The 26,756-nt window shown below is 34.6% G+C and carries 24 protein-coding genes; 8 read left to right on the forward strand and 16 right to left on the reverse strand.

From position 1 onward, the window contains the following. Position 1: 1 nt before the first annotated feature. On the forward strand, positions 2-1,939 hold the full coding sequence (gene abc-f / locus OO013_RS00675; protein WP_266054592.1) for a ribosomal protection-like ABC-F family protein: 1,938 nt from the start codon (positions 2-4) through the stop codon (positions 1,937-1,939). Here abc-f and OO013_RS00680 read toward each other — a convergent pair whose 3' ends face one another. The 3 genes from OO013_RS00680 to OO013_RS00690 form a co-directional block, all read right to left on the reverse strand. After that, complete coding sequence (locus tag OO013_RS00680; protein WP_266054593.1) at positions 1,940-2,353, reverse strand: hypothetical protein; 414 nt, start codon at positions 2,351-2,353, stop codon at positions 1,940-1,942. It abuts the gene before it with no gap. Positions 2,354-2,464: 111 nt separating this feature from the next. Continuing rightward, positions 2,465-3,970: a hypothetical protein gene (locus OO013_RS00685; protein ID WP_266054594.1), complete on the reverse strand. Its 1,506-nt coding sequence runs from the start codon at positions 3,968-3,970 to the stop codon at positions 2,465-2,467. After that, positions 3,954-4,505, reverse strand: a complete 552-nt coding sequence (locus tag OO013_RS00690) for an RNA polymerase sigma factor (protein WP_266054595.1) — start codon at positions 4,503-4,505, stop codon at positions 3,954-3,956. The genes OO013_RS00685 and OO013_RS00690 overlap by 17 nt, the downstream gene beginning before the upstream one ends. A gap of 88 nt (positions 4,506-4,593) precedes the next feature. On the opposite strand from OO013_RS00690, the gene OO013_RS00695 reads away from it, so the two are divergent. Next, positions 4,594-5,829: a type IX secretion system plug protein gene (locus tag OO013_RS00695; RefSeq protein ID WP_266054596.1), complete on the forward strand. Its 1,236-nt coding sequence runs from the start codon at positions 4,594-4,596 to the stop codon at positions 5,827-5,829. Here the strand turns inward: OO013_RS00695 and OO013_RS00700 are convergent, their stop codons facing one another. From OO013_RS00700 to OO013_RS00715, 4 genes are all read right to left on the reverse strand, one after another. Continuing rightward, a complete protein-coding gene (locus OO013_RS00700; protein WP_266054597.1) occupies positions 5,830-6,657 on the reverse strand; it encodes a CRISPR-associated endoribonuclease Cas6 in 828 nt (275 codons plus the stop codon). A 301-nt stretch (positions 6,658-6,958) separates the two neighbouring features. Then, positions 6,959-8,056, reverse strand: a complete 1,098-nt coding sequence (ychF, locus tag OO013_RS00705) for a redox-regulated ATPase YchF (RefSeq protein ID WP_266054598.1) — start codon at positions 8,054-8,056, stop codon at positions 6,959-6,961. Positions 8,057-8,061: 5 nt separating this feature from the next. Beyond that, positions 8,062-9,156 (reverse strand): AI-2E family transporter, encoded by a 1,095-nt coding sequence (locus OO013_RS00710; protein WP_266054599.1) that lies wholly within the window; start codon positions 9,154-9,156, stop codon positions 8,062-8,064. A gap of 53 nt (positions 9,157-9,209) precedes the next feature. Next, positions 9,210-9,551 (reverse strand): DUF3276 family protein, encoded by a 342-nt coding sequence (locus OO013_RS00715; RefSeq protein WP_137090421.1) that lies wholly within the window; start codon positions 9,549-9,551, stop codon positions 9,210-9,212. Positions 9,552-9,765: 214 nt separating this feature from the next. On the opposite strand from OO013_RS00715, the gene OO013_RS00720 reads away from it, so the two are divergent. After that, entirely contained in the window at positions 9,766-10,665 is a 900-nt protein-coding gene (locus OO013_RS00720) for a DUF58 domain-containing protein (protein ID WP_266054600.1), read from the forward strand. Positions 10,666-10,697: 32 nt separating this feature from the next. Here the strand turns inward: OO013_RS00720 and OO013_RS00725 are convergent, their stop codons facing one another. After that, positions 10,698-11,045 carry a 4Fe-4S dicluster domain-containing protein gene (locus OO013_RS00725; protein ID WP_266054716.1) on the reverse strand — a complete coding sequence of 116 codons (348 nt, stop codon included), beginning with the start codon at positions 11,043-11,045 and terminating at the stop codon, positions 10,698-10,700. Between the two features lie 127 nt (positions 11,046-11,172). On the opposite strand from OO013_RS00725, the gene OO013_RS00730 reads away from it, so the two are divergent. The 5 genes from OO013_RS00730 to OO013_RS00750 all read left to right on the forward strand — a co-directional run bounded on the left by OO013_RS00730 (position 11,173) and on the right by OO013_RS00750 (position 16,744). Next, a complete protein-coding gene (locus OO013_RS00730; protein ID WP_266054601.1) occupies positions 11,173-12,177 on the forward strand; it encodes an acyl-CoA reductase in 1,005 nt (334 codons plus the stop codon). 24 nt (positions 12,178-12,201) lie between these two features. After that, the gene (locus tag OO013_RS00735) at positions 12,202-13,602 is read left to right on the forward strand and encodes a TIGR00366 family protein (RefSeq protein ID WP_266054602.1); all 1,401 of its coding nucleotides are present in this window, start codon (positions 12,202-12,204) and stop codon (positions 13,600-13,602) included. A 79-nt stretch (positions 13,603-13,681) separates the two neighbouring features. Next, positions 13,682-14,680: a quinolinate synthase NadA gene (gene nadA / locus OO013_RS00740; protein ID WP_266054603.1), complete on the forward strand. Its 999-nt coding sequence runs from the start codon at positions 13,682-13,684 to the stop codon at positions 14,678-14,680. 11 nt (positions 14,681-14,691) lie between these two features. After that, positions 14,692-16,278 carry an L-aspartate oxidase gene (gene nadB, locus OO013_RS00745; RefSeq protein WP_266054604.1) on the forward strand — a complete coding sequence of 529 codons (1,587 nt, stop codon included), beginning with the start codon at positions 14,692-14,694 and terminating at the stop codon, positions 16,276-16,278. A 205-nt stretch (positions 16,279-16,483) separates the two neighbouring features. After that, positions 16,484-16,744, forward strand: coding sequence for a hypothetical protein (locus OO013_RS00750; RefSeq protein ID WP_266054605.1), 261 nt, complete (start codon positions 16,484-16,486; stop codon positions 16,742-16,744). A gap of 35 nt (positions 16,745-16,779) precedes the next feature. Here the strand turns inward: OO013_RS00750 and OO013_RS00755 are convergent, their stop codons facing one another. The 8 genes from OO013_RS00755 to OO013_RS00790 form a co-directional block, all read right to left on the reverse strand. Then, positions 16,780-17,793 carry a DUF697 domain-containing protein gene (locus OO013_RS00755; RefSeq protein ID WP_266054606.1) on the reverse strand — a complete coding sequence of 338 codons (1,014 nt, stop codon included), beginning with the start codon at positions 17,791-17,793 and terminating at the stop codon, positions 16,780-16,782. A gap of 177 nt (positions 17,794-17,970) precedes the next feature. Next, the gene (locus tag OO013_RS00760) at positions 17,971-18,843 is read right to left on the reverse strand and encodes a DUF808 domain-containing protein (RefSeq protein ID WP_266054607.1); all 873 of its coding nucleotides are present in this window, start codon (positions 18,841-18,843) and stop codon (positions 17,971-17,973) included. Between the two features lie 594 nt (positions 18,844-19,437). After that, entirely contained in the window at positions 19,438-20,148 is a 711-nt protein-coding gene (locus tag OO013_RS00765; RefSeq protein ID WP_266054608.1) for a hypothetical protein, read from the reverse strand. Positions 20,149-20,498: 350 nt separating this feature from the next. After that, positions 20,499-21,125, reverse strand: a complete 627-nt coding sequence (locus tag OO013_RS00770) for a hypothetical protein (protein ID WP_266054609.1) — start codon at positions 21,123-21,125, stop codon at positions 20,499-20,501. Continuing rightward, entirely contained in the window at positions 21,126-21,524 is a 399-nt protein-coding gene (locus OO013_RS00775; RefSeq protein ID WP_266054610.1) for a hypothetical protein, read from the reverse strand. Next, positions 21,521-21,865, reverse strand: a complete 345-nt coding sequence (locus tag OO013_RS00780; RefSeq protein WP_266054611.1) for a hypothetical protein — start codon at positions 21,863-21,865, stop codon at positions 21,521-21,523. The genes OO013_RS00775 and OO013_RS00780 overlap by 4 nt, the downstream gene beginning before the upstream one ends. Before the next feature lie 150 nt (positions 21,866-22,015). Then, positions 22,016-22,480, reverse strand: a complete 465-nt coding sequence (locus tag OO013_RS00785) for an ankyrin repeat domain-containing protein (protein WP_266054612.1) — start codon at positions 22,478-22,480, stop codon at positions 22,016-22,018. Between the two features lie 13 nt (positions 22,481-22,493). After that, positions 22,494-26,756, reverse strand: a complete 4,263-nt coding sequence (locus OO013_RS00790) for a GH-E family nuclease (protein ID WP_266054614.1) — start codon at positions 26,754-26,756, stop codon at positions 22,494-22,496.

Below are 26,756 nucleotides of genomic sequence, written 5' to 3' on the forward strand. Positions count from 1 at the left end.
AATGATTTCAATTTCGGAACTATCTTATTTTCTCGGAGACAGAGCTTTATATAAAAATTCTTCATTACATATCTATTCAAAAGATAAAATAGCCCTGGTCGGGCTTAATGGTACTGGTAAATCAACATTGCTAAAGTTAATCAATGGCGATCTGACCCCAGACGAAGGCTCTATTTCTAAAAGTAAGGAATGTACAATTGGATATCTGAACCAGGATTTGCTTTCATTTATCAGTGATGATCCAATTCTTGATGTAGCCATGCAGGCTTTTAGTGATTTGATCCATGTTAAACATAAAATGGATGAATTAGCTAAAAAAATGGAGACGGATTACAGTGAAGAAGTACTAAATGAATACAGCAAGTTACAGGATATATTTGAAAGCAATAATGGATACTCATTACAGTCATCTGCCGAAGAAGTATTAGAAGGAATTGGTTTTAAAACTTCAGATCTTCAACGGCCTCTCAAGGAATTCTCTGGAGGTTGGAGAATGAGAGTTATGCTGGCAAAATTGCTCCTGGAGAAACCATCACTATTGATGTTGGATGAGCCAACAAACCACCTTGACCTTCCTTCAATTCAATGGCTGGAAAATTATCTGATGAATTATTCAGGTGCTGTAATTATCGTTTCCCACGATAGGGAATTTCTGGATAGGGCCACCAGCAAAACCGTTGAAATATCTCAGCAACAGTTAAATGTTTATAATGGTAACTATTCTTTTTTCCTCGAAGAAAAAGAACAACGCAAAGAGCTCCAGCAAAATGCATATGAAAATCAGCAGCAAAAAATAAAGCAAACAGAGAAGTTCATCGAGCGCTTTCGAGCCAAAGCTACTAAGGCCAAGCAAGTGCAATCCAGAGTTAAGGCTCTAGAGAGAATGGATATGATCGAGGAAGTTCAGGATGAAACAGTCGATATAAACTTTTCATTTTCTTTATCAAGACCATCTGGTAAGCAGGTAATGACATTTAATGAAGTAGAAAAAAGCTACGGAGATAAAGAAGTGATCAAAGATGCAACTCAGCATATTCTAAGAGGAGACAAAATAGCTTTGATCGGAGCCAATGGAAAGGGAAAATCAACAATGCTTCGCATCATAGCAAATGATGAGAATTTTGATGGTGAGAGAATCGAAGGCCATAATGTACACTTATCCTTTTTCGCCCAGCATCAACTTGAGGCACTCAACTTAAGAAACACCATTATACAAGAATTAATGGAGAGTGGTAGTGGTAAGAGTGAGTTAGAGTTAAGAAATTTATTAGGATGTTTTTTGTTTACTGGTGATGATGTTCATAAGCCAATCAAAGTTTTATCAGGAGGAGAAAAATCAAGGGTAGCATTAGCTAAAACTATCATTTCAGAAGCCAATTTTCTACTACTGGATGAACCTACAAACCATTTAGATTTCTTTTCTGTAGATATGTTGATCCAAGCCTTAGATCAATACAAAGGTACTTTTGTTACTGTTAGTCACAACCGACACTTTATTAAATCAGTTGCAAACAAAATATGGTACATAGATCAGGGTATTTTAAAAGAATATCCTGGTACTTATGAAGAGTTTGAACTTTGGCTAAAAGAAAATGACATTACTCTTGATAAGGATGCTAAACCTTCGCCATTAGAAAAGAAAAAAGTTGAGAATAAAAAAGAGAAACAAAAGACCACCGATCAAGATGTCTTTAAGGAGAAGCAAAAATCGTTAAAAAAGCTTCAGAAAGAAGTAGATGATGTTGAAAAAGAAATCTCTGTTCTGGAATCTGAAAAGGAAAAACTAGAAAGCGAATTAGCAAAACCGGAAACTTTCTCTGATGAAGAAAAGTCAACAGCGTTAACAGAGCGATACGAAGAAGTTAAAGATAAACTACAGTCGCTAAGTGATACCTGGCTTGTATTAGTTGATGAGCTAGAAAATTCGGATGATATATAATTAAATTTCTTCATTGAAATTATTTTTTTCCAAGTGTAATCTATACACTATTTCGTCTAATGTTCTTTCCAACACAAAAAGTGTGCCCGAGTTTATCCTTTTGAAGGATCCATCAAAAACATGACTTACATCACTTACTTCACCAATAGAATTAATAAACTTGATTTTATCATTTATTAACCGGTATTTACCATCAGCAATTTTTTTACCTTCAATAATCAACTCATAATTTCCTGAGTTGAACGATACTTCAAAAGTTTCCTCTTCAGATTTATCCTCACCATCAACTTTATATAATACTCCGGTGTAAGTGCCATATTCCGGATATGTCTTTGCCGATGTTAAATTAAATATCGCATCTAATATTATAATTAGAAAAACTGCCGCCACTATTGCCGTAAAACCTTTTTTCATTGTGAATTGTTTGCTAAAACCATAAAATGTGATTTTATGGATAAAAAATTATAATTAACTAATCACATCCATTAAACTATGGACACACATAAGAAGAGAATAGTTGTAAACTTATTTAAATTTGTATTTCAAACCTGCTGATAACATTAGCGAATAAGGGTTTGAATTAAGACTAGTGCCTACTTTGGTATAAGATGAAATAGCATGGGTGTATTGAGGCTTTAATAAAAGCCTTAAATTACTTTTCAAGTCATAAGATAACATCAGAGCACCCGAAGCTCTGAAATTAAAAGAATTATATGGAGATTCTCCATCGTTCCCAAATCTAGTAACTTCATACAGACCATGACGGGCTGTGACCTTACCAGCCATAAATACATCAGTAATTACACCTGCATTTCCTGTGATAGAAAATCTTTTATCTAATAAAATATAGCCTGCTTCTAGAGGAAAACTAAGGTATTCATAGGCAGTGGTTAATTCGGTATCAGGAATATACGACAGTTCAGTAGTATTTCTTTGTTCCTTTAAGTCCCTAATATTTGTTATGTTCAAAGTTTCAGAAACACTATTGAGATCTCTTGAAAAAGCTACATTTGAGGAACTTATTGCCTCCTGATATAAGTAATTCAATCCGCCTTGAAGAACTACCCTATCGGTGAGTTTACCACCTAGTTCAAGGCCTGCAACATAACTAGGTCCCGGTATTGCATCAGTATTAAAACCAGATGTTTCAGTCAAGACCATAGGTTCAATCTCTTCTTCCATTAACTCAGCTAACGTCAGCTCACTTTGAGAGAAATTCTGATTCACTGACCCAGATCCCATATTAAATCCTAACCAAATGTTTTCAGCTCTTTTGCTATTTGGTTTTCTAATGCTTTGAGGTTTTAATCTGGTAACTTTATCCCAATCCAAAACAATAACTCCATTTAGTTCCGGATCTTCAGTATTAACTTCCAGATTATATGCAAATGCTCTTCCGGAAAGGAAGTCAAGCTGTTGCTCATTCTCATCTTGAGAATATAAAAATTTATCTACCTTAGGATCATTGTCCTGGGTATTAACAAAGGTACTTGCAAAAGTATTTCCGGAGTTTTCTTCTGTAAAATATTGAGTAGCATCCTTATTTCCTTTTGAAGGTAAAGACTGGTCAGTAATTTTCAGATCTTCATCTTTTACCCTGTTTTTTAGGGAACTCTCCTTAAGTTCTGTTCCGGCAATTAGTGGAGAATATTCATCATTTCCGGAAATCTCAATATTTTGATTTTTCTTGTTACTCGATTCAAAAGGATTTATTTGATTGCCCTGTTTTTCAAATTCTGTATTTGAAACTGCAAATTGAGTTTGTTCAGAACTTAAATTTGCTATTTCATCTTTTAGTTCAGAATTCTGATTAAACAAATAACCTCCTAATCCTCCGAGACCTATTAATAGTAATAATAAACTAGCTGCAATTCTTCTGTAAAAACGGGCAGTATTTTTGTATTTGGAGGCTCTGTCAGCATCCATAGCAGACTTAACACCTCTCCATGCTGATGGTGGGGGTGTTACTTCCAGATCATTGAGTCTATTTACCCAATATTCTTTGGTATGGTCGCTATCTTGCTCTTTCATTTTTAAAAATATCTCTCTGCCGAGCCATTTCTCTTAACAATTGTCTGGCCCGTGCAAATTGCGATTTGGATGTTCCTTCAGAAATTTCAAGCATTTCTGCTATTTCACTATGTTTATATCCTTCAACAGCATATAAGTTAAAAATCACTCTACATCCATCAGGCAATGACTTTATCATTTTCAGCAAGTCCTGATGATTTAGATTATTTAAAGCATCAATTCCTGGCATAACAATATTTGCATCAGCCACATCTACCATCGGAAACATATAAAGTTTGCTACGCTGACTATTAATCGCTGTATTTATAACAATTCTCTTAATCCAATATCCGAGGGAAGACTCTCCTTTATAAGTTGAAATCTTCCTGAAAACTTTTATAAATGCTTCCTGTAAAATATCTTCAGCTTCTAACGTTGACTTACTATATCGAAGACATACGGCATACATGCTCGGAGAAAATTGCTGATACAATTCCTCTTGAGCTTTTGGATCTTGCCTTTTACAAGCTTCAATAAGTAATTTTTCGTTAGCCATGCGTTAGTACTAAGACACTAAAATAATAATTATGGTTGTAACTCTAAAACAAATATATAACACAATCTTCTCTAATCACCTAATACTGTTGATTTTAATCATATTTCCAAGGCCATTTAATTTGCTTGGTAATGATATAGAAATATATGAAAATAAAATTTATGACAGTAAAATTCGTACAGCGAACATTTATGCTGTTCAAAATAATGTTTACAATCCAACAGCCCCTCCAGTAATAAATATTAATAGTCGCTCGAAACTATTTTTAGAGTTTGATGAACTTACATATGATGCAGGGTATTTATATGTAAAATTAATCCATTGTAATGCAGACTGGACTCCTTCAGACTTTTTTGAAAGAGATTATTTAAATCAATACAATGAATGGTTAATTGAAGATTTTGACTTTTCAATGAATACAAAAGCTCCATATGTCCATTATAGTTTTGAATTGCCACGAGTAAAATTACCCGGCAATTATGCTGTCATAGTTTATCGTGATCAGGATCCTGAAAAAATTCTTTTCACCCACCGGTGCATAATTTATGATGAAAAAACATCTATCGGAGCCAACCTGGAAAGAAGTAATTCTGTTGTTGGGAGGGCAAAAAATCAACGATTAAACTACATTGTTAGTTACGGAGGACTTAATGTTCAAAACCCTGCAAGTGAGTTAAAAACAATAGTCTTACAAAACCAAAGATGGGATAATATGAAATATAATATTTCTCCGACTTTTATCAATGAAAATGCCAAACAGCTCAGGTTTGAATCAGTAGATGAAAAAAATGAGTTTCTGGGATGGAATGAATTTCGATTTATAGATTTAAGGGGGCTTCAGGTTACTCATGATGGCCCTGAAGGAGTATTCCCTAAAGTAAGACTACTCCCGGCAGAAAGAAGATCGAATTCTGCTTATGCCCGACCGGTATACGATGATCTCGATGGTCAGTTTTATATCAGTAACAGTCTCAGAGATGAAACATCATTAACTTCTGAATATGCTGAAACAGTTGTTACCCTTGAATCAAACAAAATAGAGGGTAAAATATATATTATCGGTGCTTTCAATTATTGGAAAAAAGATCAGAGTTCGGAGATGATATATAATCCGGCAAAAGGAGTGTATGAAAATACTATACTTTTGAAGCAAGGTAGATATAACTATTTATTCTATGTAGAGGACAAAGAAAAACCCTCATATTATTACGAGGGTAGTTTTTTTGATACAGAAAATGATTATCAAATCCTGGTATATTATCGTCCTCCTGGAGGAAGAGGAGATCTTCCTGTAGGTTATCAATCTTTTAAAGTAAATGACTGATCAGCTAGCTGGAGTTGATTTTCTTTCCTCAATATTTTTATGGTGATATTTAGTAGTCCTTTTTGATGGATCATGATTTGCCAAATCCAGCATTCCGAAACCTTTAAAGGTGAAATGTCCAATGCCATGAATGAAAAGGAATTCCTGAACATCAGGGTGTGCATATAAGGTAAAAGGGAAAGTATAACCCCTGACTTCATATTTAACATCCTGATCAAAAGCAGGATAGATCCTGGCAAACTTTTTCTGAGATTCATTGATCTTCCTGATATAATTCACATCTGGAACGACCTGAAATTTAAAATAGTCTTTGAATTTTTCTGCTGGAAACTGATTTGAAGCTTCCATTCTTGCCATTGTAGAATCATAAAGAAGATCAGACACAGTTTCATCCATTGGATTAATGAATTTTTTGCTTTCTCTATAATCTAAAGATGGTGGGATGATCAACATTGGAGAAATACATATGTATTTCATCTCCTCTTCAAAATCAGGCTTTGCTTCCAATTCAGCCATCTCAGGGGTTAAATGAAGATTTCCGACTTCAATCTGCTTTTCTGTAAAGAGGACAGAAAGAAAATAATCCAGAAATTCTTTTTTTCCAGAGGCAAGAACTAAAGTTACCCTCGATGAATAGAAATGAAGACCATTTCTACTAATCTTGGTTTGCCCTTTTAACCCGGAGAAATTGTAATCCTGGAAATCTACATACTCCTTCTTACCACCTTTCAACAACAGACCTTTGATCAATTGTGCTAAAAGGTATTGATGGTGGAATGGAACAAATCCTCCACGGTTCTTAAGTAAAAAAACTATACGAATTCTCAAAGCTCAAAAAAATAAAGTTTACGGTTACGGCTAAAAACTACTATTAAGTCAAATATGGTAATTGCAATAATGAAATAATAATAGATCGTGTTTAACTAAAATACACAAAAAAATTTTATCGCAGCAAGATAATATAATTTTTTTAAGAAAAAATTTAAAATTAATTATCGAGGACCTTGCTATAACGGTTTACGACATGGTTTTTAAACCATCTAATGCTCAAACATAAAATAAAAAAACAGCAATGCCAAATAAATTATATGTCGCATTGCTGTTAAATTTTATGAATGTAAAATAATTATCAGACGTTAAATCTAAAATTCATTATATCTCCATCCTTTACAATATAATCTTTTCCTTCAACACCCACCTTACCAGCTTCTTTAATCGCTTGTTCAGTTTTATAATGTTCGTAATCGGGTAGTTTAATCACTTCAGCCCGAATAAAACCTCTTTCGAAATCAGTATGAATAACCCCGGCAGCCTGTGGCGCCTTCCATCCTTTTCGAATGGTCCATGCTCTGACTTCCTTTTTACCGGCTGTGAAGTAAGTAATCAAATCCAAAAGCTCATAAGATGCTCTGATTAGCCTGTTCAACCCACTTTCCTTAAGACCATACTCTTCAAGAAAGATTTGTTGTTCTTCTTCATCATCCATCTCTGCAATTTGAGACTCAATTGATGCGCAAACCATGATTACTAAGGCATTCTCATTATTTACTGAATCTTTCAAAGCATCAACATACTTGTTACCAGAAATTATCGAATCCTCATCTACATTTGCAACATAGATAACAGGCTTAACGGTTAATAACTGTATATCTTCAATTACTTTCAATTCTTCATCAGTAGCCTCCACAGCACGGGCATTATTCCCTGACTCCAAAGTCTTTTTAAACTTTTCAAGCACTTCCAGATCTGCTTTTGCAGCCTTATCACCTGTATTGGCAATCTTTTTTACCTTCTGAATTTTCTTTTCAACACTTTCAAGGTCCTTTAGTTGAAGCTCAGTATCAATAACTTCTTTATCATTTACAGGATCCACCTTACCATCTACGTGAACTATATTATCATCTTCAAAACATCTGATAACATGTATAATAGCATCTACCTGTCTGATATTACCAAGAAATTTATTTCCAAGCCCCTCACCTTTACTAGCTCCTTTCACAAGTCCGGCAATATCAACGAATTCAATAATCGCTGGTAAAACCTTCTCAGGATCCACAAGATTTTTAAGAATACCTAATCTCTCATCAGGTACCTTAATTACTCCCACGTTTGGTTCGATGGTACAAAAAGGGAAATTCGCTGCTTCCGCTTTATTTTTAGACAATGCATTAAATAATGTTGATTTACCAACGTTAGGTAGCCCAACAATGCCACACTGTAAACCCATTCTTCTTAATTATTTTTAAAAACGTAATATTGATTATATCCACTATAAAACTCCAATACTGTTACTCTCAACACTGTGTATACAGGGATAGCTGCAATCATTCCGACGACACCCGCCAGATTTGCGCCCACAAAGATAATAACAAAAATCTCAAGAGGATGAGCTTTTACACTTTTTGAAAAAATTAATGGTTGAAAAATCATATTATCCATGATCTGTACTACTGCAAAGACTGTACAAATCTTAACTACAAGTATTAACAATGATCCACCATCACCATTTCCTAATAACTGGGTACTTAAACCGATCAGAATCCCAAAGGTAGCCCCCATTATCGGGCCGACATAAGGTATCAGGTTAGCCAAAGCGGCAAATAAAGCGATCGTTATAGCATATTTGATGCCGAGAATAGATAAACCAACAGAAGCGACTGTAAATATTGCTGTCATTTGTAATAACAGACCCACGAGATAATTAGTTAAAAGTCTCTCTATCTTAGTTATGGCAGTAATAGTTACTTCAAAATAACTGTTAGGAATTAACTTATTAAATTGCCTTCTTACCATGCCTTTTTCATATAAAAGGAAAAAAGTTATAAAGGCAACAGCAAGAATTCCAATAAAAAGACTACCGGTAAATCCTACTAATGTATTTAATAAATTGCTAACGTTAATTCTAGTGATAAACCCAACAAAATTATCCTTTATCGAATCTTTAATAAATCCTCTTGACTCTGATGTCAAATTATTATTAATAAGAAATTCTTCCAGCCAGTTAACTGGTTCAGCAGCTGTCCTGAAGAGTTTGTCGTAATTTAAATTAGCAAGAACATTTATCTGGTCAGAAATAAGGGGAATAAATGTAATGATAAAGAGTAACACCACAAGTAACAGTACCAGGAAACTAAAAATAACTGCAATTACCCTTGGTACCTGAAACCCAAAAACAGATATCTGGCTAAGGTAATTTGCCGGTCCTCTTAAAATGGCAGCAAAAATTACCGAGATTACTATATAGACAAATATATTGGAGAAAAACCAGGCGAGAAAAATAAAAAGTGCTACACCCAGAACTACATATATGATTCTTTTTTGGAACATGGCTAAAAATAAAAAAGGCCTACCTAATTTGGTAAGCCATTTGAGTTTTTATTTTAGTCCCATTTCAATTCATCACCGAACGACGATCCAATTTCGTCTGCTTCTTCTTCTTCTTTAGGTCTATACTGATCAAAATCAACCTCAGGAAGTAATTCGGTTTTGATGTGGTCTACTGTATTTTGAAGGGCAAGAATGAATTTATCAAAATCCTCTTTATACAAAAAGATTTTATGTTTTTCGTAATAAAATCCATCTTCTTTATGACGACGCTTGCTTTCAGTAATTGTTAAATAATAGTCATTTGACCTGGTTGCTTTAACGTCAAAAAAATAAGTCCTCTTTCCCGCTTTCACACGTTGAGCGAATAACTCATTCTTGTCTTTGTTATCTTCCACAATTCAAAAGTTTAAGTTTAAATAATCATGAATGAAAACAACCGGAAGGACTGGAAATCTACCCGACTACCTTTCATTCTCAATCCAATTTTAGTCACCAATATAGTATATAAATATTCATAAATGCAAATGGAAAAATTATTTTCATTCAAATTATCAATCCTGCAATTAATTTTTAGTGATTTATTAACCGTATCATTAACTTTCAATAATAATGAAAGATCAGGATAATAAAATCTATAAGAATTTTGAATTTCTAGCGAGGCAACTCGTGGAAGGATTCATTACAGGTCACCACAAATCTCCATACCATGGGTTTTCAGTAGAATTTGCCGAACATAACCCATATAATACAGGAGAATCGACCCGCCACATTGATTGGAAAGTATATGCACGTACAGATAAACTCTACACCAAAAGATATGAAGAAGAAACCAACCTCCGGTGTAGATTACTTATCGATCATTCTGCAAGTATGCACTACCCTGAACCTGAAAAGGAAAAATTACAATTTTCTCTTCTTGCAGCTGCAGCTCTAAGTTACCTGATGCAAAAACAACGAGACGCTGTTTCCGTTGGTTTTTTCAGTGATAAAATGGATAATCAAACCGACTGTAAATCAACGGGAAATCATCTTTCTAATATTTATTCACTGCTTGAAAAAGAATTACAAAACCAACCTCCTAAAGGAGTAACCAAACTGAGTGATGTGTTACATACTGTCGCCGGAACTATTCATAAAAGATCTCTGGTGATTTTGTTTACAGATTTTATTTCTGATGCAGAACAATTAGAGGAAGTTTCTGTTGCGCTTCAGCATCTCAAGCATAAAAAACACGAAGTAGTAATCTTTCACGTATATGATAGTGAAACTGAGCTCAATTTAAACCTTGATGACAGGCCATATCTTTTTGTTGATAAAGAAACCGGGGAAAAGTTAAAATTAAATCCAAGTGAAGTGAAAGAAGAGTTTTATAAAACTCAACTGAAAGAATTTGCGATGATTGAAAACAGATGCAGAGAATTGAAAATGGACTTTGTACCATTGGATATCAGGAAAGATCTTAAAAATGTATTGCTGACCTACCTGAACAAAAGAAAAAGAATGAGATAAAAAAAGCCCTCCAATTCAGGAAGGCTTAAAATTTATTCTCCGTGTAACCACGCTTTTTTCTCCATTAACTCATCCTCAGTCTCCTCATAATCCGGATCAGGTACACAACAGTCCACAGGACAAACAGCTGCACATTGAGGTTCTTCATGAAAACCTGTGCACTCCGTACATTTAGCCGGAACTATATAATAAAATTCGTCAGATACCGGTTCTTGAGGCTCATCAGCATCTACTGAGGAACCATCTTCAAGTTCAACTTCGTCGAGTTCAGTACCCCCGCCCCAGGTCCATTCAACACCACCTTCATAGATAGCTGTATTGGGGCATTCGGGCTCACATGCACCACAGTTGATGCATTCGTCTGTGATCATTATTGCCATAGTAGTAGTTGTCTTTTTTTTATTGCGTAACAAAAATACGCACTTAAAGTTTGCAATCAAACCAGATTACTTTCATTATACGTATTTCTCATTCATTTGATTATTTTTGAATCAAATTTAAATAAACATGAATCACCCACAAATAGATACCTGGATAGAATTAGGAAACGAACTCAATTCTTTAAGCGAAGAAACTTTGGAAGATTTAGCCTTTAAAGCGGGCCAAAGGAATCCATGGTTTACTAAAGAGTCTGTAGAAAAAGCTGTTCAGGGAATCGCTACCCTCCTCAAAGAGGAAAATTTAAGATCATGGCTTAATAAATACCCTGACATTCCTGTTAGCTCACCAAAGAAAATTGGTATAGTAATGGCTGGCAATATACCTGGGGTCGGATTTCATGATTTATTAAGTATACTTTTGAGTGGTCACATTGCTAAAGTTAAATATAGTTCTCAAGATCAGGTAATTATAAGTTTTATATTAAACAAATTATTTAAATTAAACCCACAACTATCTGAAAAAGTTGATATTGTGGACAAATTAAAAGATTTTGACGCTGTTATAGCAACAGGTAGTGATAATACAGGAAGGTATTTTGATTACTACTTTGGAAAATATCCTAACATCATAAGACGTAATCGAACCTCCGCCGCGATTCTGACAGGTAAAGAATCCAGTGAAGAATTAAAAAATCTTGGGGATGATATCTTTACTTATTTCGGGTTAGGATGTCGAAACGTTAGTTTATTGTTGGTTCCTGAAGGATACGAGTTTAAAAGCTTTTTTGAGGCAATAGAAGGATTTAACTCTATTATAAATCACCATAAATACAATAATAACTACGATTACAATAAATCTATTTATCTAGTAAATAATGAAAAACACTTTGATAATGGATTTTTACTATTAAAAAAGGCTGAAAATCAAATAGTATCTCCTATTAGCGTAGTTTATTATAAAGAATATAAAAACCAAGAAGAACTTCTTAATTATCTTGAATCTGTAGATGACAAAATTCAATGTATCGTTGGAAAAGATAATAAGTATATTGACTTTGGTGAAGCACAAAATCCTAAACCCTGGGATTACGCTGACAATATTGATACGCTTCATTTTTTAAGCAATCTGTAGTAAGTTGGAGAAAATTAAAAATTAATGAGACATCCAGATAGAAAAAGTTATTTTGATTTTTTGCCTTCTCCGTTTGGAATAGCAGTTATCCTTACGGTTGTTACCATGATCCTATCGATTATTCTTGGTTCAGAGGAAGAATCAGGGATTCTAAATAAATCGATGGCAACATTAGAGTATTGGAACAAAGGCTTTTGGGACCTTCTGGCTTTCTCTATGCAAATGTCTTTAATATTAATATTAGGACATACACTGGCCAAAACTCCAATGGTTGATAAGGCAATTAATTTTTTTAGTTGCAGGTGCACTTCAAATGCCAAAGCAATATTAATAATTGCCATAAGCTCAATGATCATGGGGTGGATAAACTGGGGATTAGGCTTAATTTTCGGAGCGGTGTTAGTTAGAAAAACTGGAGAGCTTGCAGCGAAAAATAACTGGAAACTTAATTATGGAGCTCTTGGAGCTGCTGGATATGCAGGAATGATGATTTGGCACGGCGGTCTTTCCGGATCTGCTCCTTTAACCGTAGCTGAACCCGACCATTTTCTGGTTGATCAAATGGGGGTGTTACCTGTAAGCGAAACTATTTTTACTACTGAAAATATTTTAACATGTGTAGCTATTATAGTTTTTGTTCCACTTGGGCTCTTAGCAAGAAATCAAATCACCGGACGAAGCTTAAACCTCCCTTCATTCTTATATGAAGAGAAGGAGGAAGAGCAAGAAGAAAAGAAAGAAGAGAATGGTGAGAAAGATATTAACCCTGGAGAGCCTCCGTATCAAAAAGAAGATTCAATGGGTATGGAAAAAAGTATAATTACCTCGACAATATTAGGTATACTTTTTATTGCAGCGATAGCAGTGGTGATCTTCAATCAAGAATATAATTCTGCTTTAGCATTTTTAAATCTGAATTTCATCAATTTCATCTTGTTTGGTGTCTGTATTATTGGTCAGGGTAGTTTACTTAAGTTTCAAAAAGTAGCTACTTCAGCTGTGTCAGAAAGTGCAGGTATAATTTTACAATTTCCATTATATGCTGGAATTATGGGGATAATGAAGTATTCAGGTTTAGTAGAAACTATTTCTGATCAATTCGTGTTTTGGAGCTCACAAGATTCCCTACCAATATTTACATTTATAAGTGCAGGAATTCTTAATGTATTTGTTCCTTCAGGCGGAGGTCAATGGGCAGTACAAGGCCCTGTGTTAATCGATGCTGCAAAATCCCTTAATGTTCCAATGGGCAAAATGGTTATGGCTATGTCATACGGAGATCAAATTACTAACATGCTTCAACCTTTCTGGGCTTTACCTTTACTAGGAATAACAGGCTTAAAAGCCAGTCGGCTTATCCCCTACTGCCTGGCAATATTTGGTGTTGGCGCTACAATATATATAATAAGCCTGGCTCTTTGGTAAACCTAATATAAAGAATGGCGTAAACTATTTGTGTAGTGAAATTTAATTATTGATTAACTTTGCCCAGCAACTATCTAAAATGATGATTAAAAATATTGACATAAAAGCTGTTGAGAAAAAAGGATTTCTGGATATTGAAATACCATCAAGCGTTAATTTAGTTGAAGAGATCAACAGGCTTCGAAAAGAAAAAAATGCAGTAATACTAGCTCATTACTACCAGGAATCAGAGATACAGGAAATCGCAGATTATATTGGAGATAGTTTGGGTCTATCTCAAAAGGCAGCTGAAACCGATGCGGATATGATTGTTTTTGCCGGGGTTCACTTCATGGCTGAAACCGCAAAAATTCTTAATCCTAACAAGAAGGTTGTTCTTCCTGATTTTAATGCAGGTTGTTCATTAGCAGAATCATGCCCGCCTGAAGAATTTGAAAAATTTGTTAAGCAACACCCGGACCATGTGGTGGTAACTTACATTAATTGTTCTGCAGGTATTAAAGCTTTAAGTGATATTGTTTGTACTTCATCTAATGCAAAAAAGATTATTGATTCAATTCCTGAGGATAAGCCAATCATTTTTGCTCCAGATAAAAACCTTGGTAGATATTTAATTAAAGAAACTGGTCGGGATATGCTTCTTTGGGATGGTAGCTGTATTGTCCATGAGGCTTTTTCTATAGACAAATTACTTGAATTACATAAGGAAAACCCGGATGCTACTATTATAGCTCACCCGGAATCTGAAAGTCATATATTGAAAACAGCCTCATATATCGGTTCAACAAGTGGACTGATAAATTTTGTCAAAAATGATGAAAACAATAAGTATATTGTAGCCACAGAAGCTGGCATACTCCATGAAATGCAGAAAGAAGTGCCCGAAAAAATTCTTATTCCGGCTCCTTCTAATGAAGATAATACTTGTGCCTGCTCAGAATGTGGCTTTATGAAAATGAATACCCTTCAGAAGTTATATGTTTGTATGAAATACGAAACTCCTGAAGTAAATATTAATGAATCACTTCGATTAAAGTCTTTAAAACCGATCGAAAGAATGCTGGAGTTATCTAAATAACTTTTTAATCTATGCCTAAAAGCGATGTGTTGGTAATCGGTTCCGGCCTGGCCGGATTAACTTTCTCAATAAAGTTTGCCGAAAAGTTTCCTGATAAAAAAGTCACTATCATTACCAAAGCAGATGAAAGTGAATCAAACACCAAATATGCACAAGGAGGCATTGCTGTTGTATTAGATGAATTGTCGGATTCATTTCAACAACACATCAACGATACGATAAAGGCTGGCTCGGGGCTTGGTGATCCAAAAGTGATAGAAACTGTAGTTAAGGAAGGCCCTGACAGACTTAAAGAAATAATTTCCTGGGGAGCGCAATTCGACGAAACCCCAGATGGAGATTTTGATCTTGGCCTTGAAGGTGGACATTCCGCAAAGAGAATTGTTCATCATAAAGATATTACCGGGTTTGAGATGGAATCGACTCTTTTAAATAAGATCAAGTCGCTTCCGAATTTGCAATTACTTTCACATCATTTCGCGATTGACCTCATCACTGAACACCAGGTTTCTGAAAGGGTACATAAATATGAAGAGGGAAAACAATTAAACTGCTATGGTGCCTATGTTCTCAACCAGAAAACTGATTCTATAGAGACATTTAAAGCTAAATTTACTGTAATGGCATCCGGTGGAATTGGTCAGGTCTATCGAACAACCACCAACCCATTAATAGCTACTGGAGATGGAATAGCGATGGCTTATCGAGCTAAGGCTAAATTGCGCGACATGGAGTTTGTTCAATTCCATCCTACTGCACTGTATAAACAAGAAGAAAATCCATCGTTTTTAATTTCAGAAGCGGTAAGAGGATTTGGTGCTCAATTAAAAAACAGATCGGGTGAACGATTTATGTTTAAATACGATGACAGGGGTGAATTGGCCTCCAGAGACATCGTTGCAAAAGCTATTGACAGGGAAATGAAGAGGCTTGGTGATGAGTGCGTCTTTCTGGATTGCACTCATCTAGATAATGACAAATTCAAAGAACACTTCCCTAATATTTTGAATAAATGTATTGATATTGGTATCGATCCTTTTAAAGAATATATCCCAGTAGCTCCTGCTGCCCATTATGTTTGTGGGGGAATAAATGTTGACCTTAATGGCAGAACCAATATTAATAATTTATACGCTTGTGGTGAATGCTCAAGAACAGGTTTACATGGAGCTAACAGACTCGCGAGCAACTCATTGCTTGAAGCCATCGTCTATGCTCATCGTTGTTTTGAGGATATTTCCTCAAAAGTGGATTTGGTAAAAATTAATAAAAATTTACCAGCATGGAATGCGGATCTAACTGTTCCTCCTGAAGAATTGGTTCTTATCACTTGCAGTATGAATGAACTAAAGACTCTAATGAGCGACTATGTTGGTATTGTGAGGTCAGAAGAAAGGTTAAAAAGAGCCTTGAGAAGGCTAAAAGTAATGTATGAGGAAACTAATGCTTTATATAAGCAGCTCATCATTTCTACACAATTATGTGAACTTAGAAATATGATCGATGTTTGCTATACGATCGTAAAAAGTTCAGAAAAAAGAACTATTAACGTTGGTGGTTACTATAATATAGATCTTGAAGAGACTTTGCAGGATTAGTTCTTTTATGCCTCTGAAATCCACTCAATTGATTTACCAGGTTTCCTAGTCTTATTATCCTTCAAGGGTAATAAAAGCTATAATAATTGACAAAGATACCTACAACTGATAATAAAATATATTCTAAATGATGAGTAATTCCAAGTACAGGAATCTTGATTTGAACTTAAAAAAAAGCTCCTGAAACTTAAATACAGATATGATATTGAGATATACTATAATAAATATTGGATTTATCGTTTCAGGATTTCTCACCAGTTATTTAGTAGACCTGGCCAAACTATTTAATCTAAGTGATGCCCATGATCAGGGATTAACCAACTTATTCTTTTGCATTTTCATTTTTACCTTAATGGGTTTAATCACATCAGTCAAACTATATCGAAAAAGTAAATCCCTGGTAATTTTCTCAATATTATTAATTGTAGCTTTAGTAGCTTTTGCTCTTTATTTCAACCTCTTTTAAAAGCTAAATAATAATCAATTAATTTCCTTATGAGATTAATTAGAATCAGTTTCTGGTGGCTGCTCTAAGTCTTTATTAGATTTCCTTGTCAGATTTTCCAATTTTTCTCTGACATTTTTAGCGGCTTTATTAATGGCTCCAAAACCAGATTTCACTGTGTTTACGCCAGTATCTTTCGTTGCTTTTATAAGACTCTTTACAACTTTTGAAGATGATTGATAAACAAGTGTTCTTAACATTCCCGAAGCTTCAAGATAAGAGTTTTTTCTTACCTCCCTTTTATCCAAATCACCTATAGCACCACAATATCTTTTAGTTACCACGCCTACCCTTAAAGTTAAAAATGCATTAGTTGATCCTTCTAAAAGTGAATCGGTAATAATATGGGCTGCGTGACCAACAATTGGCAGCGATCTACCGGGACTCTTAACCATGGCATTTATTATGGGTTCTATTTGTCTTGAGAGATCCAGATCTTCTATTTCTGAGGCTAAAAATGTTGCCCCACCTACATTAGCATATAAATTTATCATATCTCTTAAAGCAGGTCGTTGCCAATAAATATGAGATACTTTCCAAACCATACGAGTTTGAGTAATTAAAACAGTAAATGCATCCAGTTTACCATTTTGTGAAACAGCTGTTGTCAAAAATACACTGGATGCTGTTTCCTGGATTACTTTATCAGCCTCGTTGTTTAAATAGGTAAGAGCGTCTAAAATGCCTTCTTCCGTTGAGAGATCATATTTACCTCCTATGAGTTTATTAGTTGCTAACCTGGCAATTACTTTTTTTCGGTATTCAGGAAATTCATCATCTGACAATGGTTTAGCAATAGCCTTTGGAAGTCTAATAAATATAACAAGAGGAACAGTAAAGAGGCCTATCAAAATAATTATAACAGAAATCGTTACTACTACAGCAAGAGTTTCATTTATGACTATTAAATTGGCATAGAGATCAACCAACTGATTTATTGTGAAGATCATAAATACAATTATGATCAAAATAGACAATGTAGTTATTAGCTTTCTTAGTTGATTTCTCATTCCGGCACTTTTATAATTATTCTTATTAAATTTAAAACAATAGCCATATTATAACATGAAAAACAACATTATTATAAGTGAAAATCTAATATTATATTAAAAAGACTACCTCATTTTGTAGTAAACTTTCTTCTATCTAGTCAACTCATTGCCCTACCCTGCTTTACCAATTAATAGTTATTTTTTAAATATTACCTGCTTTATTTTTAAGATGGCTTTTACAACAAATAAAGCTATAATCCCAATAGCCAATCCCACTAGAAATTCACCTGAAATTGAAGGAAAATTATGTATAAGGTCATGAACGAAATCAAGGTTATGAACAAATATTCCGCCAGCAACCAATATCATAGCAATAGTTCCAATTACAGCTAAACTTCTAATTATAACTGGAAGAGTTTTCACCATGGCTTTACCAATGTTTTTTGATATTTTAGAATTGCTTTCAGCTATTAATTTTAAACCAAAATCATCCATTCTAACTAACAGAGCTACCAAACCATAAACTCCGACAGTAGCTAATAAGGTAACTATTGAAACTACAATTATTTGCATATTTAATGGCTCTTCAACGACAGTACCTAAGGCTATAATCACAATCTCAACTGACAATATAAAATCAACAATTATAGCAGATTTAATTTTTTTCTCTTCATAAGCAACTGCTTGCTCCTCAGTCATTTCTGAGACTTTAACCTTTTCCTTAGCATCTTTTTTATGGAACAGATATTCATAAATTTTCTCTGCACCTTCATAGGCCAGATAAATCCCTCCTGCTAAAAGGAGATAAATAATAGCTATAGGGAAATATGCACTCAGCAGGAAAGCTATTGGTAGAATTATTAATTTATTCAAAAAAGAACCCTTTGCAATTTTCCAAAGAACTATTAATTCTCGTGATGACACAAACCCTGAAGCTTTTTCGGCATTAACTGCCAAATCATCGGCAAGGATACCAGCTGTTTTTTTGGTGGTTATCTTACTCATAACAGCTACATCATCCATGAGTACCGCTATATCATCTAATAGAGCAAAAAATCCTGAAGTCATATTATGCGTTATATGTTGTTTTTATAATTAATCAATTATTATTACAGCATCACTCAGAGAGTGACTACTGTAAATAAATTTAATAGAATGTGGACAAAAATATAATAATTTCCAATCAAGAAGATTATCATCAATGATTTAAAATCTCAATAAGAAGTACTATTTGATTTAATCTCCAACTAAAGATTACAAAAAGCTTCATCAGTTTCTTTTAAAATTTTAAAACCAATTACAATCAGTCAGGTAAACAACATAACTTCAAAAAATCAATAGGAATTCTATTCTTCGTGTTGATCAATGAAGTATGTTGTCTGAAGAACAATTTTTAGATTGCTCCACACTTAGTTGAATATATTTGATGTTTATGGCGCCAGACTTTCAACTTTACATTCGCCACGGACTAAAAACATTGGCAAACGAGGATCTTCAACAGTTATCTCCCAGCCATTAATAATTTTATTTTTAGTCCAATTTACGGCTTCTATTTGAACTTCTTTCTTCTAAAACGTACAAAGCTGAATTATTTTCAATATCAATTATTTCTTCTCTATTTAAACCATCTCTTTTATGTTTTGCAAGTCTTTTTTCCCAAGGTTATCCTTTAGCATGTCCTATATCAGCTCTTGGTTTTCCTACCAAGTTAGCTGGCACGGGTTGACCCGCTTTTGGATGGGGGTGACCTAATGGAGTTTTTTTAGGATAATGAGTTCCATAGTTTGGTATTGGTTTAAATGTTTTTTGGTCAAGGTAAATTGTATACCCATTGGCTTCTTTCAAACCAGAATCTGCATTTTTATATACTTCATCCCTAACTTCCTTTCTTAAAGAAACTCTTTCACTTTTTGCTCCCCCTCTTATCCTATTTCCCCTAAGTTCATTGGTCATTCCGGAATTTGTTAACTCAGCAAATTCATCTATCGCTTTGGCTTCATCAGCATCCAAATCCTGAACATACTTACTACCTGTAAATTGGCTATCATCTATTCCCTTTCCTTTTGAAACTTTTGTATCCTGCCATCCTATTAGCACACCATCTTTATCTTTATCCCATTTAGATTTGCTATTCTTATCTAATTTCACTTTACTACCAACACGTTTTCCCTTTACTCTTGAATCATTAGCATCAAAATGTTTAACCTCTCCACTTGCCAATAACACCCATGGGTTCACCTCTCCTTCAAGCTTAAAACGACGCTTCTGAACTCTAATTCTGAATTTTTTAAATCTAAGTCGCTTACTTAATTTCTTACCCAGATCATCAAAAGTCTTTGCCCCGCTTGTCATGCTCTTCCGGACACTCTTCAAGGCTACTTTCCCATTTTCAACAAGTGTCCTGCCACCTTACTTGGTTGTATACCATAAATTACCTAAGGCCTCTTTTGCCTCGCCGATCGATTTTTTATCCTCTGAATTAGCAGCTTGGGCACCAATAAAAGGTTAATTCCTCATAGTAATTTTATTTATTCTGATAAATTTATCTAATCATAAAAAAAGCCTTCAATACTAACTGAAGGCTTCATTTCTTAATATAGAATAATTATAATGTCATCGTAATATGTTTTACATTCTTGAGACGATTGATTCCAAATATGAAATATCGATTTTCTAATTAGAATTCAAATATTTTTTTTAATCTTACTAACTAAACTGAAAATCTATATCCAAGAAGCATTTCCTAATTTCAAGTTACCAATGTCAAACTTTTTAATACAACTTAGAAATTGTTCAGTAATTATGGGTTTATTATGCATTTCACAATAAAAAATATCCTCACCTTTCCAGGAATCATATTTAATTTTAAGACTTTCTTCACTTCCTTCACCTGTAACGCCTTTTATTAAAGCATCTAATCCATTATCCTTTAATTCCCATTTTTTTAGTCCACATTTATTGCACTCAATTTCATTATAAATTTTTGATACACAATATATATTCTTATTAAGAACATCTAAATAATAAAAATCAGGCAACGTATTTTTCTGTACAGAAGAATCTATTTCAAAATACTCCCTTTTTGAAGCTTCTATTTTTAGAAATTCCACACTTTTTATCCCATCATTTATCATCTCATTTTTTAATCTTTCTGAGACAAAGAAACTCTTTGAACCTGCCAATACATCACTTCCTTCCCATGTATCGAATATATATTCAACTTTGATAAACTTTGGTATTAAAGGACGAATAATTCCACATTCACATTTATTTGTGGCCAATTCTTTGGTATCAGTCCCTAATTCTCCATCTACAGATGCAGACTCTAAAATATATATTTTTGGTTTCATTTATTTACTATTTTGAATTCCGTCAGTTAAACATTCTTTTAATATGTCATCCCAATTATTTTCATCAAGCCAATTTTGAGCAATATCCTTAATTTCATCTTTAGTAGGCGTTCTTCCAAGGGTAGTAGCCATTTCATCAATCTTATCAAACACTGCACTTATAAAATCATCAGTTTTTTCTGCATATTTTGATATAGCCTTAATAGCTGCCTGATTATTTATAAGCCCCCTTCTCGACAATTCATCTAAACTATCATACATATTATTCCACGCTACCCTGATTTTTGATAAATGTAAAGCACTATTAATATCTCCTTTTGGAATAGCTTTTAATCGCACTGGGGCGTGAATATGCTGATCAGAAAATAATTTAGAATATCTTGATTTTTTTTCTATCATATGATGAATAACACTTGAGCTAGATGATTTACCTGTAAAAATCTCAAATACTCTCTATAATTTGCACTGGCTGTAGGTAGGTCATCTGCAACAGAAAGTAAACGCAATTTTTCTCCATCTTTCACAAAATCATCTCCTTTTCTTATACCTTTTGGAATTTCTACATTTTTAACTTCAACAATCTCTCCAGATAACGGCCCCTCCATTATAACTGCCCATGGATTAATTTGTCCTTCAACTATCCATTTTCGCCCATCAATGCGCAATCTAAACTTTTTAAACCTTAGCTTCTTGCTAAGTTTCTTGCCCAGGTCGTCAAAGGTTTTCGCTCCTTTTGTCATGCCTTTGCGAACTATAAATAGAAAAATAGCACCATGCCATTGCACAGTGCTATTTAATTTTATTATCCTTGTAAAACATTATCGTTTATTTAGGACTAGTCATTTCAAAATATCGGATTTATAACTTATTCTTAATTCCTTTTATTAAGTTTATTCAAATAAGTGTTTGATATCTTTATTCTTCGGCATGTTTAATAGATTAAATAAAGAAATTCCATGATTATTTTCAATTTTGGGATCAATACCTTTCTCTAATAATAGTTTAATTATCCGATCATCTCCTCGATAATGCATCACTGCATTTGCTAATAATGTGTTGCCATTGGGGTCCGTTTTTGCTATCTCAGCCCCTCCTTTCAGTAAAGCATTTAAAGCTTCATAATTATTTCTTAAAGTTGCTGATTGAGCAGGGGTATATCCTTGTTTATTTAAAATATTCGGATTTGACCCTTTTTTAATTAACATTTCAATTAATTCCTTATTATTATTTTCTGCTGAAATGTGCAACGCTGTTTTACCAGTATCATTTGTTTTATTTAAATCAATTCCTTTTTCTAAACAACTCTTTACTATTTCAACATCGCCATCATAAACAGCTTTAAAAAACTTATCCATATCAATATTTTATTTAATCTAACTTACGACTCCTATTTGAACTACGCTCTTCCAAACCATATAATACTGGATTATTTTCAAATTCGATTATCTCTTCTCTAGTTAAATTATTTGCCTTATGTTCTGAAAGTCTATCCTTCCAAGATTGCCCTTCCACATGACCAATATCAGCTCTTGGCTTCCCTACTAGATTAGCTGGCACTGGCTGACCTGCTTTTGGGTGAGGATGACCTAACGGTGTCTTTTTAGGATAATGAGTTCCATAGTTAGGTATTGGTTTAAATGTCTTTTGATCAAGGTAAATAGTATATCCATTAGCATCCTTCATCCCGGAATCTGCATTTTTATATACTTCATCCCTAACTTCCTTTCTTAAAGAAACTCTTTCACTTTTTGCTCCCCCTCTTATCCTATTTCCCCTAAGTTCATTGGTCATTCCGGAATTTGTTAACTCAGCAAATTCATCTATCGCTTTGGCTTCATCAGCATCCAAATCCTGAACATACTTACTACCTGTAAATTGGCTATCATCTATTCCCTTTCCTTTTGAAACTTTTGTATCCTGCCATCCTATTAGCACACCATCTTTATCTTTATCCCAATTCGTTTTGCTATTCTTATCTAATTTCACTTTACTACCAACACGTTTTCCCTTTACTCTTGAATCATTAGCATCAAAATGTTTAACCTCTCCACTCGCCAATAACACCCATGGGTTGACTTCTCCCTCAAGTTTAAATCGACGCTTCTGAACCCTAATCCTGAATTTTTTAAACCTTAGCTTCTTGCTGAGTTTCTTGCCCAGGTCATCAAAGGTCTTCGCTCCTTTAGCCATGCCTTTCCGGACACCTTTCATGGCTACCTTACCGTTTTTAACAAGGGCTTGTCCACCTTCTTTTGCGGTTTTCCCAAGTTTACCAACGGCCTCTCCTGTCTCTTTAAAGGATTTCTTTACACTTGATTTAGCCGCTTTAGCACCAGACTTCACCGCTCCTTTCACTCCTTTTTTACCAACGGTTTTGACGGCTGTCTTGGCTCCTTTTAACGCTGCCTTACCTCCAAAAATTAAAGCAAATACCAATTCGATCGTCAAGGCTGCAAGTCCACGAGCTAAGTGTGTCGCACCCTGAACCAGATTACCCGGCCAGGCTTGGCCTAAATACGATCCAAAATGCTTGGCCATCTGATAGATTCCTTCCACAGCAAAAAATGCCCCAACTATCTGAAGCAGTAATGGTATAGCTGCCATTACAGCACCACCAGTTAATATGTTTGCTAATATCAATCCACCTATTGCCCCGATCAGACTTAAAATAATCTTTGTCTTATTATCGCTAAACCATTTAACCACGGCATCCTTCATGGTACCTGCCAAATATGCTGCGCGTTCCATTGGAGAATTAAAAGGCCCAACTTTTGGCCCTGCTTGTTGTGCCTCGCTGGTAGTTGGCGTTTCTGCTTGAGGAGCTGTTGATGATGAGGAAGCTTCTGCCATTGTCTCAGAAGTATCAACTGCATCTTTTTTAACAGCATCCATACCATGCTCCTTATCATCCGATTCACCAAATTCTACAGTTCCACCTTCAGGAATCATACCAATTTGTGCCAGCAAGGCATTATCTAACTCCAGATCTGTAATAACCTGATCAGCCACTACATCTGATTCTTCATATGATTGCTTTGAAAGTAATTCCTTATCTTCGCGAACCATATTTGCTTGGGCAATAGTTTCATCAACAGCTACACCTTCAGCATTTTCCGCAAATTCTCGTTCATTTGGCAATCGTTGGGTAACATCTTGCCCTAGAAGTTCAACGGACATCTGTCCCATAAAATGATCGGGAGACATAATTGCTGCTTTACCCAAATTGGTGATCCCCTTGTATATCTTAATCAATCCGATAACTAATCCCTCTACTACACTTAGAACAGCATTTACAAGTACACGATAGGCTTCTATATAAAATTTAATTGCTGCCGCAAAGGCATCAAGCAACATGCTCACAGCCTTTTTAAGTAACTCTGCTGCTTTTTCAACGGCTTTAACCGCAAAGTCAACAGCTTTATCAATTAAATCATTAAACTTCTTAGCAATTGAGGGGAACGCAGCAAATACAACTGAAACAATTCCTTTTAATATATCACCGAATGCCTTTATGAAACCTGTAATAGCTTTGGTTGCAGCATCTATTAATCCATTTACTGCTGCTTTTGCTGCTTCAACGATCGATTCGACGAGTTTGACTAATCCGTCGAATATACTATTGATTGCAGATTTTAGACTATCAAATACACTTGCTACTGCATCTGCTGCTTTATCCCACCAGCTTTTATCTTGTTCGACCTCTTGCTTTGTAGACTCTACTTTTTCATCTGCTTCAGCAATTGCAGTATCTGTTTTACTCTGTGTTTCACTTAATTTTGCAGATACCTGTTTGTCAGTTTCAGTGAGTTTATCCTGTATTTTATCACTGGTTTGTTTATCTGCTTTTGCAGCATCTGCTTCATATTTCTTATATACAGCCTCATTTTCTTTCTCCCATTCTTTCTTTTTGGCATCTGCGTCTGATTGTGCCTTTGCTTTGGCTTCCTTTTGTTTTTGTTCGGTCTCTAATGCTTTCTCATTTATTTTAGCATCCAGATCACTTCTTGCTGACTCTTTCTTAGATTCAAGATCCTTTTTACCGCTATCAAGTTTATTTTGTTCCTCTTGTAATTTTTGACCAACACTTTTTTCCGCTTCAGCTGCAAAACCCTGATCAATTTCAGGAATTGAGTCTTTAACTTTTTCCTGAATATTGGTATTTAATTCTTCGGACTCCTCCTGTAACTTTTCTTTTGCCTTTAAGATTTCATTATCGGGCTTCGGCTTAATCAGGTCAATTCCTCTGTTTGCCTCTAGAAATTGTTTAAAGCGCTCTTTCCTGTCCTTAATTTCTTTAGAGGAATCCTCTTTTAAATTATTAATGTTTTCAGGATCTGCTTTACCTTCAAGTGGTACATCAGGCTTAGGCCCAAGGTCAACCTCAAGATCCGGCAATGATTCCGGAAACTCACTAATATCTTGTGGGAGATGTTCTACTGCCTTTGATTGAGCTTTTTCTACTTTAGATTCAACTTCCTTCTTAACTGGTTCTTTAGTGGTGACCTCTTTTACCTTTTCTTCAGCCTTTTCAACTGGTGAAATTTCTGGTAGTTTAGTATCCCCTTCTGGTAACCCTGTTGGTGTTTTTATTTCTGGAATTGACTTTACCGCTTTATCATGTTGTTCAGATAAATCTTCTGTTAAAGTATTTGCAATCACTTCTGGTTTTTTCACCAGCTGAAGTGGTGATCTTTTTACTCCCGATCCAACAGGAATACTAACGGGTGATTTGCCAATATTTTGGTTTTTATCTTTAGTAGATTTTAAGGCCTCTTTATTAGCTTGCTTGTTTTCCTTTTCTGCCTTTTTATTTTTGCCATTATCAGCACTTACAGTTTTCTCTGATGTTTCTTTATTATCTTCCTTCTTAGAATCTTTTTTATTATCCTCAGAATTATCTTTTAAAGGCTTTTCCCCTTCTTTTAGCGTATTCTCCTCTTTATTATCCTCAGCAATTTTATCAGGAGAAGCGTTTTTAAGAATATTTAATTGATTATCTAATCCTGAAAGATCAATCTCTGGTTGTTGCCATTCAATTTCAGGGAAGTTCTTATTTAATTCCTTTATAAAATCAGTAGTTCCAATCTCAATTTTCTGATTGGTTAATTGTTTTTCAAAGTCTTCAAATTGCTTTCTTATTTTACTCTTTTCCCTAAAACCTTTAACTGAGGCAATTTCTGCTCTTTTAAGTCCATTAAAGTACTTTTTGACCGGCTTTAGAAGTAAATCTTTCTTTTTCCTTATCTCGGTTATCTGCTGCATTTTTTGCAGCTTATCCGTTGATTGATTTAATGGATTTCTCTTCTTAAAATTTTCAACTGGCTTGTCTGTTGAAGGAAATGCAAATTTTGGTTTTCGTCTACCTGCCCTTTTCTTTATTTCTGAAACTTTTTTAGTAAGTGTCCCCTTTGAAACATCTTTAGCCGATGGTTCCAGAATTTCAATAATTTCTTTTGTTGTCAGGGAAGAAATATCTCTGGTTTCCATACCAGAAGTTTTCTCTATCAAATCAATAAGCGCTTCTTTTTCAGAAGAAGAAAGATTCTCTATTGAGACATTTCCCCGATACTTATCCTTTAGATTATTAACAGCAGAAAGTGGCTCTACATATGCTATTTCCTTTTCAAACAT

The organism is Mangrovivirga halotolerans, assembly GCF_026241165.1.
Classification (GTDB): domain Bacteria; phylum Bacteroidota; class Bacteroidia; order Cytophagales; family Cyclobacteriaceae; genus Mangrovivirga; species Mangrovivirga halotolerans.